The organism is Herbidospora cretacea (assembly GCF_001570605.1).
Classification (GTDB): Bacteria; Actinomycetota; Actinomycetes; order Streptosporangiales; family Streptosporangiaceae; genus Herbidospora; species Herbidospora cretacea.
In genome coordinates, this window is sequence record NZ_BBXG01000012.1 from 112,734 (window position 1) to 125,243 (window position 12,510).

Annotated in this window: 11 protein-coding genes; 8 read left to right on the forward strand and 3 right to left on the reverse strand. The window is 72.0% G+C overall.

Annotation, left to right across the window (positions count from 1 at the left end):
• The first annotated feature begins 16 nt into the window (after window positions 1-16).
• Both AW270_RS23610 and AW270_RS23615 read left to right on the forward strand, forming a co-directional pair.
• On the forward strand, window positions 17-1,300 hold the full coding sequence (locus AW270_RS23610; RefSeq protein WP_082801781.1) for an MFS transporter: 1,284 nt from the start codon (window positions 17-19) through the stop codon (window positions 1,298-1,300).
• Window positions 1,297-1,989, forward strand: coding sequence for an aminoacyl-tRNA hydrolase (locus tag AW270_RS23615; RefSeq protein ID WP_061297414.1), 693 nt, complete (start codon window positions 1,297-1,299; stop codon window positions 1,987-1,989). Before AW270_RS23610 ends, AW270_RS23615 begins: the two co-directional genes overlap by 4 nt.
• Here AW270_RS23615 and AW270_RS23620 read toward each other — a convergent pair.
• Entirely contained in the window at window positions 1,986-2,972 is a 987-nt protein-coding gene (locus tag AW270_RS23620) for a DUF3616 domain-containing protein (RefSeq protein WP_061297417.1), read from the reverse strand. The two genes, AW270_RS23615 and AW270_RS23620, sit on opposite strands and share 4 nt — an antisense overlap.
• A gap of 86 nt (window positions 2,973-3,058) precedes the next feature.
• Between AW270_RS23620 and AW270_RS23625 the strand changes: the two genes are divergently transcribed.
• Genes AW270_RS23625 through ftsH form a run of 3 tightly spaced genes read left to right on the forward strand, consistent with a single transcriptional unit; the run spans window position 3,059 to window position 6,492 of the window.
• Complete coding sequence (locus AW270_RS23625; RefSeq protein ID WP_157522467.1) at window positions 3,059-3,967, forward strand: hypothetical protein; 909 nt, start codon at window positions 3,059-3,061, stop codon at window positions 3,965-3,967.
• Between the two features lie 56 nt (window positions 3,968-4,023).
• Window positions 4,024-4,518, forward strand: coding sequence for a DUF1269 domain-containing protein (locus AW270_RS23630; RefSeq protein WP_061297423.1), 495 nt, complete (start codon window positions 4,024-4,026; stop codon window positions 4,516-4,518).
• Between the two features lie 27 nt (window positions 4,519-4,545).
• On the forward strand, window positions 4,546-6,492 hold the full coding sequence (gene ftsH / locus AW270_RS23635) for an ATP-dependent zinc metalloprotease FtsH (RefSeq protein WP_061297426.1): 1,947 nt from the start codon (window positions 4,546-4,548) through the stop codon (window positions 6,490-6,492).
• Here ftsH and AW270_RS23640 read toward each other — a convergent pair.
• Window positions 6,462-7,295 carry a CPBP family intramembrane glutamic endopeptidase gene (locus AW270_RS23640; protein WP_061297429.1) on the reverse strand — a complete coding sequence of 278 codons (834 nt, stop codon included), beginning with the start codon at window positions 7,293-7,295 and terminating at the stop codon, window positions 6,462-6,464. The genes ftsH and AW270_RS23640 overlap by 31 nt on opposite strands.
• A 136-nt stretch (window positions 7,296-7,431) precedes the next feature.
• Here AW270_RS23640 and AW270_RS23645 point away from each other — a divergent pair, with 136 nt between their 5' ends.
• The 3 genes from AW270_RS23645 (at window position 7,432) to AW270_RS23655 (ending at window position 10,645) form a co-directional block, all read left to right on the forward strand.
• Window positions 7,432-9,336: a sensor histidine kinase gene (locus AW270_RS23645; RefSeq protein WP_061297430.1), complete on the forward strand. Its 1,905-nt coding sequence runs from the start codon at window positions 7,432-7,434 to the stop codon at window positions 9,334-9,336.
• The gene (locus AW270_RS23650) at window positions 9,333-9,962 is read left to right on the forward strand and encodes a response regulator (RefSeq protein ID WP_061297433.1); all 630 of its coding nucleotides are present in this window, start codon (window positions 9,333-9,335) and stop codon (window positions 9,960-9,962) included. Before AW270_RS23645 ends, AW270_RS23650 begins: the two co-directional genes overlap by 4 nt.
• Before the next feature lie 113 nt (window positions 9,963-10,075).
• Window positions 10,076-10,645 carry a DUF937 domain-containing protein gene (locus AW270_RS23655; protein ID WP_061297435.1) on the forward strand — a complete coding sequence of 190 codons (570 nt, stop codon included), beginning with the start codon at window positions 10,076-10,078 and terminating at the stop codon, window positions 10,643-10,645.
• On the opposite strand, the gene AW270_RS23660 is transcribed toward AW270_RS23655, so the two are convergent.
• Window positions 10,642-12,495 carry a CASTOR/POLLUX-related putative ion channel gene (locus AW270_RS23660; RefSeq protein WP_061297436.1) on the reverse strand — a complete coding sequence of 618 codons (1,854 nt, stop codon included), beginning with the start codon at window positions 12,493-12,495 and terminating at the stop codon, window positions 10,642-10,644. The two genes, AW270_RS23655 and AW270_RS23660, sit on opposite strands and share 4 nt — an antisense overlap.
• Window positions 12,496-12,510 lie beyond the last annotated feature (15 nt).

The window sequence follows — 12,510 nt, forward strand, 5'->3', positions numbered from 1 at the left end:
AGGGCTGGTCGGCAGGATGTCCGGCATGACCATCACTCGGGGGGTGACCCGGCCCGCACGCGTGCACCGGGCCTGGATCGTGGGCGGCGTCGCCCTGATCGCCATCATCGGCGCGGCCGGGTTCCGGGCCACGCCCGGCGTCCTGATCACGCCTTTGCAGGAGGAGTTCGGCTGGTCGCGCGGCACCATCGGCTTCGCCGTCTCGGTCAACCTCATGTTCTACGGACTGACCGCGCCCTTCGCCGCCGCCCTGATGGACCGCTTCGGCATGCGCCGGGTCGTCACCCTCGCGCTCGCGCTGGTCGCGATCGGCAGCGGCGTGACCGTCTTCATGGACGCGAGCTGGCAGCTCGTCCTGTGCTGGGGCGTGCTCGTCGGGCTGGGCACCGGGTCGATGGCGCTGGTCTTCGCCGCCACGCTCACCCAGCGGTGGTTCGTGCGCAGCCGGGGCCTGGTGACCGGGATCCTGACCGCCGGAGGCGCGACCGGGCAGCTCATCTTCCTGCCGGTGCTGGCGCTGCTCGTCGAGTCGACCGGCTGGCGGGCCGCCTCGCTGGTCGTGGCGGCCTGCGCGCTGGCGGTCGTGCCGCTGGTCTGGTTCCTGATCCGCGACCACCCGGCCGACGTCGGCCTCCTCCCGTACGGCGCCACCGAACCCCTGCCGCCCGCCGCCCCCGCCACGGTCGGACCGGCCACCCGCGCGGTGCGGGCGCTGCGCGACGCCGCCCGCACCCGCTCGTTCTGGTACCTGGCCGGCGGGTTCGCCATCTGCGGCGCGTCCACCAACGGCCTGGTCGGCACCCACTTCATCCCGGCCGCCCACGACCACGGCATGGCCGAACCGGTCGCGGCGTCGCTGCTGGCCGTCATCGGCGTCTTCGACATCGCCGGGACGATCTTCTCCGGCTGGCTGAGCGACCGCATCGACGCGCGGGTGCTGCTGGGCGTCTACTACGCCCTGCGGGGCGCGTCGCTGCTGATCCTGCCGCAGCTGTTCAGCGACTCCGCCCACCCGAGCATGATCGTGTTCATCGTCTTCTACGGCCTCGACTGGGTGGCCACGGTCCCGCCGACGGTGGCGCTCTGCCGCAAGATCTACGGCGACGACGGCCCGATCGTGTTCGGCTGGGTCTTCGCCTCCCACCAGATCGGCGCGGCCTTCGCGGCCACCCTGGCCGGGGTGACCCGCGACCATCTCGGCACCTACGACCTGGCCTGGTACGTGTCGGGCGGTCTCTGCGCACTCGCCGCCGTCATGTCGCTCCGGATCGCCCGCGGGGCTGGCAGTATTGGCAGGTGAGCCAATACGTGCTGCCGCTGGTGGTCCGCATCGAGCGGGCGACCCCGCCACGGCGTACCGACGCGCTGGAAGCCGCCGCCCTAGCGGTCCTGCGCATGGTTGACGACCACCGCTCGGGCGGCGAGGGCGAATGGGCCGAGGCGGTCCGCGGCTGGGAACGCCACGGCATCCGCAAGGTCGTCCGCCGGGCGCGCGGCGCCGAGTGGACCCGCGTGCTCGCCCTGCCGGGTGAGACGGTGACGGCCGGGAGCGCTCTGGTCCGCGTCCACCCGCCCGTCCCGCTCGACGCCTGGCCCAAGGACCTGTCGCGCCTCCAGGTCTCCGGCACCGACCTGGACGACCCCGAGCCGCCGGGCCCGGCGGGCGCGGCGTGCGTGCTCTGGATCAACCCCCACCTGGAGATGACGGCGGGCAAGGCGATGGCCCAGGCGGGCCACGCGGCCCAGCTGGCCTGGTGGGCGACCTCGCCCCGCGACCGGGCGGCGTGGGTGGACACGGGCCTGGCCGTGTCGGTCCGGACGGCGAGCCCCTACGACTGGGCCAAGCTGATCGAGGCCGACCTCCCGTCGGTCCGCGACGCGGGCTTCACCGAGATCGAACCGGGCTCGGTGACCGTGATCGCCACTGCCCCGTGGCTGGCCGAGGGCGGCTACCGCCCGCCCGGCGGCGGGCCGCTGCGCAACCCCTAGACGGTCAGCACGTCGGCCCAGACCCCTTCGGGCGTGAGCCGCTGGGGTGACGGGCTGTCGTGGACGATCATGAGCCGCCCGTCGCTCAGCAGGGCCAGGCCCTCGGGACGGTCGTCGCGGACGCCCGTCTGGAGGTCGGCGACGTGGATGGGCGGGTCGCTGAAGCCGTGGCCCGGGGTCCAGCGGACGATCTTCACCGGCCCGTCGTGGGTCATGGTCGGGCCGGCCAGGATCAGGATCTCCTCGCCCACCGGGCACAGGTCGCGGATGCCCAGGCCCTCCAGGTCGACGAAGTGGGTGCGGTAGCGGGCGTCGCCGACCGGGGCGAAGCGCAGGCGGCCCTCGTCGTGGGGGTCGGGCTCGGGGCGGATCTCCAGGATGACCGCCCAGCCGCGCAGGACCGGGCCGCGCAGGCCGACGAAGACCCGCTCGCCGACGACGGCGATGCCCTCGATGTCGAAGCCGTTGTCCTTGCCGGGCAGGCGCAGGAACGGGGCCAGATGGGGGTCGTGCTCCAGCATGTCGGACAGGTTCCGGCCGGGGCCGCACAGGATCGCGGCGTGGCGGCGGCCGTCGTCCCGCACGGGGACGGGCAGGCCGTCGCGCTCGACCAGCGGGAGGCGGACGAGGACGAAGCGGTTCTCCTCGCGGACGACGGTGGCCAGGCGCTTGCGGGCCTTCTCGCCGTTCTGGCCGGGTTTGACGCGTTTGCGCTTGAGGCTGTGGGAGCCGACGGCCCAGAGCCAGCCGCCCGTCCGGGCGAGGCCCTCGATGTCGGCCTCCTCGTCGGGGCCGGCCGGGAGGCCGACGAAATCGGCCAGCCGGAAGGTCCGGTGATCCTGGTAGGCGCCGTCGCGCCACGTGAGGCGTTCGACCCCCGCCCACTCGTCCCCGGCGACCCAGAGACACCGGCCGTCCTGGCGGACAGCGGAAAGATCGTGATGGATCGCCGATCCCGGGGCGAACCGGAGCTCTACCTGCACCCGGTCATTATGCGCCGCAAACCTCGTTCTCGAAGTGTGATGGCTATCGCACCCGAATTGCCGTGATTTGCCGTACGCTCACCGACGTGTCACCAGGGGACTATGGGACGAAGGCCGTTCCTTCGTACGTCGCGGCGGAAGCGGAGACCAGTCCGTTACCGAAGATCACGATCCAGGAGCCTCCGCCGCCTCCGTCGACGAAGGGCCTGAGCGATCTGCCCATGCGGCTGGTCTACCGGACCGCCGCGGTCGTCACCGTGATCGCCGCCGTGGGAGTGGTGACCGCCGCCGTCGTGGTCACCCGGAACGACCCCGGCCAGGCCGCCGCGGCGCCCGCCCCCAAGGCCGTCCCCGTGACGGCGGCCTCCACGCCCGCCCCGGCCGCGACGAGCGCCGCGCCCTCCCCGTCGCCCTCGGTCAGTCCCCTCTCGACCGCGATGACCGACGCGCTCGACGACCCCCGGGTCCCCGAACTCCCCGGCGACCAGGCCAAGCTGCGGAAGTTCGCGGGCAAGAGCACGAAGACGCGCGGCCTGATCAAGGACGAGCGGTCGGGCGTCTCGTTCCCCCGCTTCGCCGGTGACTGGGACCTCGCCTCGCCCTCGCCGTTCGCCTCCCGCCAGCAACTGCCCAAGGTCAAGGGCTCGGCCTACCGGGGCATGCTGGTCTCCTGCCCGGTGCCGATCGAGGTGCAGGACGACCTGAAGGACACCGCCTTCCTGGCCGCCCGGTGGACGCTCAACCACCACCCGGCCGGCGCCACGATCAAGTGGACCTCCGCCGACTACACCGACATCGACGACCGTCCGGCCTGGGTGCTCGGCTACGAGGTCAGCTACACGATCAAGGGCGACAAGCGGAAGTCGACGGCGGCGGTGGCGCTGGTGGACGTCCCCGCGTCCAAGCCCGCGCTGGTGTTCGTCACCATCCCGGACACTCAGAAGAAGAGCTACCGCGACATCAACACCGTGATGGACCAGATCAAGGTGCTTTAGACCTAGTCTCATCTGGGGAAATATCCTCCTATCTGGACTTCGGGGGGAGCTCCATCATGGCTACGTTGATCGCTGTCGCCTACGACGACCTCGGCACCGCCGTACAGGTCAGGGACAAGCTGTTCGAGCTGCAGAACGAGCACCTGATCACACTCACCGACGCCGCGATCGTGGAACACACGGCCGAAGGCAAGATCAAGATGAAGCCGGCCGTGAACCTCGCGGCGACCGGAGCGGCGGGCGGCGCCCTGTGGGGCGGCCTGATCGGGCTGATCTTCTTCATGCCGCTCGTCGGCGCGGCCGTCGGCGCCGCGACCGGCGCCCTGGTCGGCTCCAAGACCGACATCGGCGTCGACGACAAGTTCATGAAGGACGTCGCCGAGGGCCTCAAGCCGGGCGGCGCCGCGCTGTTCCTGCTGGTCGAGGACAGCACCCGGGACAAGGTCCTGCCGCGGATCGCGCCCATGGGCGGGCGCGTCATCCACACGTCCCTGTCGCAGGAGGCGGAGAACCAGCTCAAGGAGGCCATCGAGGCGGCCCGGCACCACTGACGCCTGCCACCGAGCCGAGGAGCCGACGTGGGTGAGCCGCCGAACGATTTCCGGGAGGGGGACCGAGACCGCCCGGACAGCCGTCCCGAGAAGAACGGGGACGAGCCGAAGCCCTGGCGGTCCGAAGGACTGCCCCCGCCTCAGCCGAACCGCCCCAGGATCAACTGGTGGCGGTTCGCGCTGACCATGGCGCTCACCTACGCGGCCTTCTTCATCATCAGCTCGTTCTTCGACGGCGAGCCGCGGCAGACCATCTCCTACACCGAGTTCACCCGTCAGGTGAACGGCGGGAACGTGAAGGACATCTACGCGACCGGCATGTCCATCCAGGGCGACCTGAAGAAGGGGCAGCCGATCCCCGGCGACAAGGAGAAGGACACCTTCACCAAGTTCTCCACGGTGATCCCGGTCTTCGCCGACGAGCAGCAGATCTACCAGCAGCTCAGCCGGCAGAACGTGACCATCCAGGCCGAGCCCGTCGGCGACCAGCGCGGCACCTTCTGGAACCTGGTGCTCTCGCTGCTGCCCATCCTGCTGCTCGCGGCCGTGTGGATCTGGCTGATGCGCAGGGCCGGCGGCATGATGGGCGGCGGCGGTGGCGGCATCGGCGGCATCGGCCGCAACCGCGCGGCCAAGCCGGTGGAGAGCGGCAAGGTCCGGGTCGACTTCTCCGACGTGGCCGGCATCGACGAGGTCGAGAACGAGCTCATCGAGATCGTCGACTACCTGAAGGAGCCCGGGAAGTACCGCCGCCTGGGGGCCAAGCTCCCCAAGGGCGTGCTGCTGACCGGACCGCCCGGCACCGGCAAGACGCTGCTGGCGCGGGCGGTCGCGGGTGAGGCGAGCGTGCCGTTCTTCTCGGCCAGCGCCTCGGAGTTCATCGAGATGATCGTCGGCGTCGGCGCGTCCCGGGTCAGGGAGCTGTTCGACGAGGCCAGGAAGGTCGCCCCGTCGATCGTCTTCATCGACGAGATCGACGCGATCGGCCGCACCCGGGGAGCCTCGACCATAGGGGGTCACGACGAACGCGAGCAGACTCTCAACCAGGTCCTGACCGAGATGGACGGCTTCACCGGCAACGAGGGCGTCATCGTCATCGCCGCCACCAACCGTCCCGAGGTCCTCGACGCCGCGCTGCTGCGGCCGGGCCGCTTCGACCGCAACATCGTCGTAGCGCCGCCCGACCAGCAGGGCCGGGTGGCGATCCTGCGCGTGCACACCCGGGGCGTGCCGCTGTCCCCGGCGGTGCAGATTCCGGCCATCGCGAAGAGCACGCCGGGCATGACCGGCGCCGACCTCGCCAACCTCGTCAACGAGGCGGCCCTGCTGGCCGCCCGCCGTGGCCACACCTCGGTCAGCCCGGCCGACTTCGCCGACGCCCTGGAGAAACTCCAGCTCGGCACGGCCCGCGCCATCGTGATGCCGGAGGAGGAGCGCACCCGTACCGCCTACCACGAGGCGGGCCACGCCCTCCTGGGGATGCTGCTGCCCGGCGCCGACCCGGTCAGGAAGATCTCCATCATCCCCCGGGGGCGCGCCCTCGGCGTGACCCTGTCGACCCCCGACGACGACAGGTACGCCTACGACGAGCGCTACCTGCGCGGCCGGATCACCGGCGCGCTGGGGGGCATGGCCGCCGAGCAGGTGGTGTTCGGCATCGTCACCACAGGCGCGGAGAACGACCTGGAGCAGGTCACCTCGATCGCCCGCGGCATGGTCGGCCGCTGGGGCATGTCCCCGCTGATCGGCCCGCTGACCATCCTGCCGACGGAGGGCCCGCCGCAGGCCGCGTCCGCGACGCTGGCCTCGGTCGACGACGAGGCCAGGCGCATCGTCGACGAGTGCTACGCGGAGGCGCAGCGCCTCATCACCGACAACCGCCACCGCCTGGAGGGCATCGTCTCCGCGCTGCTCGACCAGGAGACCCTCGACGAGGCCGACGCCTACGCCGCGGCCGGGCTGACCCGCGACTGACGCCACCACCGGGCGGTCAGCGCGACCGCGACGGCCAGCCCGGCGGTGGTCAGCACGCCGCCCTCGCCCAGCAGCCAGGGGGCCTGCGGCCGCGTCATGGCCTGCCCGACGAAGTAGATCCCGGCGTTGAGCGTGGCGTGCACGACGAGAACCGGCCAGATCGACCCCGTCCGCAGCCGGAACCACACCAGCGGGAAGGCCAGCACGACCGACTGGATCGCGAACCACAGCAGCGCGTAGGCCGTCGGCACGCCGGGATCGACCGCCCCCGGCACGAACAGCATCAGCGGCACGTGGAACAGCGCCCACGCCAGGCCGACGACGAGCGCGACGACGTCGGCCGAGTGCCGCTCCCCGAGCCGGGTCGCCAGGAACGAACTCCACCCGAGCTGCTCGCCGAGCGCGAGGACGAGATACGGCGCCAGCCCCGGGACGAGCCCCACGGCGACCATGAGCGGCGGCGGCATCGGCAGCCCGTCGGGGCTGAAGGAGGCCAGCCCGGTGAGCCATCCGACGCCGTAGGCGAGCGCGAGCCCCGCGACGGGGATCGCCCACGCGTGCAGCAGCGTCGCGAGGGGGACCTTCCGGAACCCCCACGGAAAGCCGCGCGCCCGGAAGGCCACGGCGGCGGCGACGGCCGGCGCGAGGGCCTGACCGTAGAGGGCGAGCTGCGCGGGAACGGGCGCGTCCCCGACGCGGTCGAGGTCGACCCCCCGGGAGACGGCGTAGGCGACGGCGGGGAGCACGAGAACGGGCAGCACGACGGCGAACGTGGTGAGCTGCCGGGAGGTGTCGGTCTTCACGGGACCAGTCGACGGGGCGGGCGGTCCCGCCCGCATGAACGAGGAGTCCCGTCGGCGTCCCGGCCCGCCGGGGTCCCGGTCGCGCCGGGACTCCGGTCCCATTCCCTCGCCTGCGGACAGCCCCGACAATGGGCCCATGCCGACCGTCCGATGGCCCTGGGTGGTGCCGGTGCTCTGCGCGGCCGCCGTCGTCGTCGGCGTCGTCCTGACCGCCGGGGTCGAGCACGCCGACACCGACTATCTCGTGCTGGACGCCATCGTCGGCCTGACCTACCCGGTGACCGGCGCCCTCATCGTCACCGCCCGGCCCCGCCATCCGGTCGGCTGGCTGTTCTGCCTCGGCGGCGCGGGGCTGGCCCTCCAGGCGCTCGCCGGTGGCTACGCCGCTTTCGGCGAGGCCCACGGCTGGCCCGGCACCCTGGCGGCCGGCTGGGTCACCAACTGGGTGTTCCTGGCCGGGTTCGGGCCGCTCCTGCTGCTCCCGCTCTACCTCCCCGACGGCCGGCTCCCGTCGAGGCGCTGGCGCGTGCCCGCCGCCGTCATGATCGCCGCGCTGGCCGGCCTGCACGTCCTGCTCATGCTGCGGGACCGCATCTGGGTGTGGGGGGACGAGCGCCCGAACCCGATCGGGTTCGTCCCGACCGAGCCGCACGCCGCCACCGCGTTCGCGGTCGTCGCGACCGTCGTCGGCGTGACAGGCGCGGTCGCCCTGGCCACCCGGTTGCGGCACGACCGCAGGCGGCTGCTGCCCGTCTTCGCCGCCGTGGTGGCGCTCGCGGTGGCCGTGGCCGTCGACGCGCAGTTCCCGTCGGAGTCGACGCTCGGCGTGCCGCTGCTGGCGGTCACGCTGCCGCTGGTCCCGGTCGCGACGGCGGTCTCCATCTTCCGCTACCGGCTGTTCGACATCGAGGTGCTGCTCCGCCGGACCGTCGTCTACACGCTGCTCACCGGCCTGCTGCTGGCCGTCTACCTCGGCGTCGTGGCCACCGCCCACGCGCTGATGGCCTCGACCGAGACGCTGGTCGCCACCGCTGTGGTCGCGGTCGCGTTCGCGCCGCTGCGGGCCGCGCTGCAGAAGGCGGTGGGCCGGTGGCTGTTCGGCCATCGCGGCGACCCCGCCACGGCGCTCAACCAGCTGGGGGTACGGCTTGAGGCCGCCGCCGACCCCACCCGGCTGCTCGACGGGGCGGCCGAGACGGTCGCCTCCACCCTGCGGCTGCCCGCTGTCGCGGTGGTGTCGGCGGACGGTGTGACCGTCTCCGAGATCGGCCGGACGGGGGGCGAAGCCGTACGGCTCCCGCTGACGGCGAGCGGGCGGCACGAAGGCGAGCTGAGAGCGGCCCCGCGCTCGCCGGGGGAGCCGCTGTCCCGCGCCGACCTGGCCATCCTCACCGACCTGGCGCGGCACCTGGCGGTCGCGCTGGCGGCGGCGCGGCTGGCCCGGGAGGTCCAGGAGTCGCGCGAACACCTGGTCAAGGCCCGCGAGGAGGAACGCCGCCGCCTGCGCCGCGACCTGCACGACGGCCTCGGACCGGGCCTGGCCGCCATCGGGCTGGGCCTGGACCTCATCGAGGCGACGTCGCCGACCGAGACGGTCCGCAACGTGCGCGAGCTGACCCAGACGCTGGTGGCCGACGTGCGCAGGATCGTGCACGACCTGCGCCCCCCGGCCCTCGACGAACTCGGCCTCGCCGGAGCGCTCGAAGACCTCGCCCTCGACGCGACCGGCCCGCGGGTGACCGTCTCCCTGACCGCCCTGCCCGACCTGCCCGCCGCCGTGGAGGTGGCGGCCTACCGGATCGCGCAGGAGGCGCTGTCGAACGCCCTGAAGCACGCCGAGGCGACCCGCGTCGAGATCGCCGCCACCGCCGGGAACGGCCGCCTGACCGTCACCGTCACCGACGACGGCCGGGGCCTGCCCGACCCGCTCGTCGAGGGCGTCGGCAGCGGCAGCATGCGCGACCGCGCCGCCGAACTCGGCGGCACCCTCACCCGAACATCCGAGAACGGCACGATCGTGAAGGCGGTGCTTCCGCTGTGAAGGTACTCCTCGCCGACGACCACCCCCTGCTGAGGCACGGGCTGCGGGCCCTGCTCGAACAGGTCGGCGGCGCCGAGGTCGTCGGCGAGGCGGGCGACGGCGAGGAGGCCGTCGCGATGGCCCTCTCCCTGAACCCCGACGTCGTCGTCATGGACCTGGTGATGCCGGGAGTCGGCGGCCTGGAGGCGACCCGCCGCCTCATCGACCAGCGCCCCGACCTGGGCATCCTGGTCCTCACCATGTCCGAGGACGACGCGTCGGTCTTCGCCGCCCTGCGCGCGGGCGCGCGCGGCTACGTCCTCAAGGGAACCGGCGGCGGCGACTTCCTCGCCGCCGTCACCGCCGTCTCCAAGGGCGAGGCCGTGTACGGCCCCGCGGTCGCCCGCCGCATCCGCCGGTTCCTCACCAGCGGCCCCGGCACCGGCCCGTTCCCCGAGCTGACGCAGCGCGAGCGCGAGATCCTCGACCTGCTCGCCAACGGCAGGACCAACGCCGAGATAGCCCGCACGCTGTACCTCAGCCTGAAGACCGTGAAGAACCACCTGACCAGCGTCTTCGCCAAACTCCAGGTGGCCGACCGCGCCCAGGCGGTGGTCCGCGCCCGCCAGGCGGGCCTGGGCGAGTGACCGAGCGGTGATTTGGTGCAAAGCAGGCATTACCCCTAAATCGGGCGGGGCAGATTGATCGCGGAACACTTCTGAAACGGGGGAGACCGACCGTGAGTCAGTCGAGTCAGTCGATGCACGAAGAGATCATCAGCAAGCTGGGCCCGCAGGGGATCCAGCAGATGGCGTCCCTGCTGGGAACGGACGCCGAGTCGGCCAAGCCGGCCATCCAGGCCTGTCTGGCCACCGTCATCTGCGGCATGGCCCGCAACTGCGGCGAGCCCAAGGGGGCCCAGTCGCTGCGGTCCGCCATGGACGACCACTCGGCCGCCGACCCCTTCCGGGACATCGCCGCCCTGGCGAACGACCAGGAGGGGCAGCGCATCCTGGCCCACGTCCTCGGGGTCCCGGGCAGCCGTCAGGCCGCCGAGGGCATCGCCCAGTTCATGGGCATGAACTCGGGCGCCGTCATGAAGATGATGGCGATGGTCGCGCCGATGGCGATGGCCATGATGGCCCACCGGATCGACCAGAACCACATGGACGCGACCGCCATGGCGCGTGAGCTGCGCCGCCAGGAGTCGGCGATGAGCACGACGAGCTTCGGCGACATGCTCAGCGGCGTCCTCGGCGGGATCTTCGGTGGCGCGCAGCAGGGCGGCGCCAAGCCGAAGTCGAAGCCGCAGCGGGGCCAGCGCGTCTAACGCTCCGCCAGCACTATCACCTTGTCACCGGCTTCGAAGACGAGCTCGGCTGATTTGGCCGGATTGAGCACGACGCCGAAGTGGGGCGGTTCGCTGACGCGGGCCGCCCGCCGGTAGCCGATGGCCGTCTCGCCCCTGCGGCGGGCCGATTCGATGACCGTCGCGAACGTGACGGGGCGGCCCTCGGTGACGTAGTCGCTCGCCGGTCTCGGATAGATCTCCGAGCCGCGCGAGTCGAAGAGATAGCCGAAGACGTCGGACAGGTGACGGTTCTCGGCGAGCTGCGCGAGCAGCAGGCCGATGACGGTGTCGCTGATGACGATGTCGTCGGCCTCGGTGACCTCGGCGAGTTCCCTGTTGTTCTCGTCGTGCATCTCACTGACGATCGAGTAACGCTCGTGCATGACCGTCTGCATGTCGCGCAGCTGCAGCAGCGACATCAGCGTGCGCGTGTCGGCGTGGTGCGGCTCGTAGCGGTCGTCCGACAGGACGATGACGTGCTGGTAGAGGCCCACGCCGAGGGACTCCAGGGCATAGCGGTCGGTGGTCTCGCAGTCCTTCACGTTCAGCGTGAGGTTGCGCAGCCCGCCCAGGTTCCCGCCCGCGTCCGGGTGTCCCGCCGCCACGTCGAGCACCGAGCCCGGCGCCACGTATCCGTCGAGATACCGCACGATCGTGCCCGCGCGGCCGTTCCACCCGAGCACCAGCGTGCGTTCGGGTTCCAGCCTGGCGCGGTCCGCGCGCACGATCGCGTCCTCGTCGATGCCCGCGCTCTGCGAGGCGAGCCGGATCGTGGTGTCGTCCTGGGCGATGACGATGACCTCGTCGCCCTCCGCGATCGGCGTGTCCATCGGCGGGTTCAGCTCCACGCCGCCGGCCCGCCGCAGGCCGATGACGGTGGCCGTCTCGAAAGCGGTCAGAGCCTGGCTGTACGTCTTGCCGCTCAGCGACGGCACCCTGCGGAGATAGATCTCACCGTCGTCGAAGTTCAGCAGGTCCATGCAGACGACCGACATGCCCGACTGCCGCGACGACTGCACGATGAGCCGCGCCGACGTGTCGTCGGAGTCGACCAGGTGCACGCCCGGCCCGCCCGCGAGCCGCGCGGCGGCCATGTTGCCCGAATCGGCGATGGCGGCCACGACCGGCGGGTGGTCGCCCCGGCGCTTGGCCAGGGCGAGCAGGGTCTTGATGACGTGGGCGTCGGGGTCGTCGCCGGACGGCGACAGCACCACGATCGACCGGGCCGCGCTGAGGTTCATCAGGTCGAGGGCGGCCCACTCGGTGGGGCGGCCGGTCCGGCAGACGATGCGGGTGTGCCGGGTGTCGGGGATGCGGTCGCGCAGGTCGTCCTCCATGGCGACCTTGTCCCTGTCGGCCAGGATCGCGATGACCGACTTGTGGTCCCTGGCCTTCACGAGCTCCGCGACGATCGTGAACACCTGGTCGGACCAGCCGAGGATGACGGTGTGCTGCGTCTCGATGATGCGCGACCGGCCCTTGCGCAGGTCCTCGACCTTGGTCTTGAGCCCGGCCGACAGCAGGCCGACGAACAGCGACACGAAGAACAGCCCGCCGAGCGAGGCGATCAGCATGATCGCCAGATAGGGCGCGGTGCCGTCGTCGGACGCGATCTTCCCCGGGCTGAGCGTGCGCATCAGCGACGCCCACAGCGCCCCGGAGAACCCGTTCTCGATCTCGCCGGGTGTGAGCAGGACCGCGAGCGCGCCGACCCCGACGATCAGGGTCGCGCAGAACGCCGCCAGCCACCCGATGAGCGCGCCGGTCCCCCTCGACATGGTGTTGTCGAACCAGTACCGCACTCTCTCGCGCATTTTCGCCTGTGCCACAGGGCCTCCCCGCCG

What these genes read in the sequence shown, in the direction of transcription:
- AW270_RS23655 (WP_061297435.1), top strand. Translation starts at nt 10,076, where the DNA reads ATGCACGAAGAGATCATCAGCAAGCTGGGCCCGCAGGGGATCCAGCAG.
- AW270_RS23645 (WP_061297430.1), top strand. Translation starts at nt 7,432, where the DNA reads ATGCCGACCGTCCGATGGCCCTGGGTGGTGCCGGTGCTCTGCGCGGCC.
- AW270_RS23630 (WP_061297423.1), top strand. Translation starts at nt 4,024, where the DNA reads ATGGCTACGTTGATCGCTGTCGCCTACGACGACCTCGGCACCGCCGTA.
- AW270_RS23610 (WP_082801781.1), top strand. Translation starts at nt 17, where the DNA reads ATGTCCGGCATGACCATCACTCGGGGGGTGACCCGGCCCGCACGCGTG.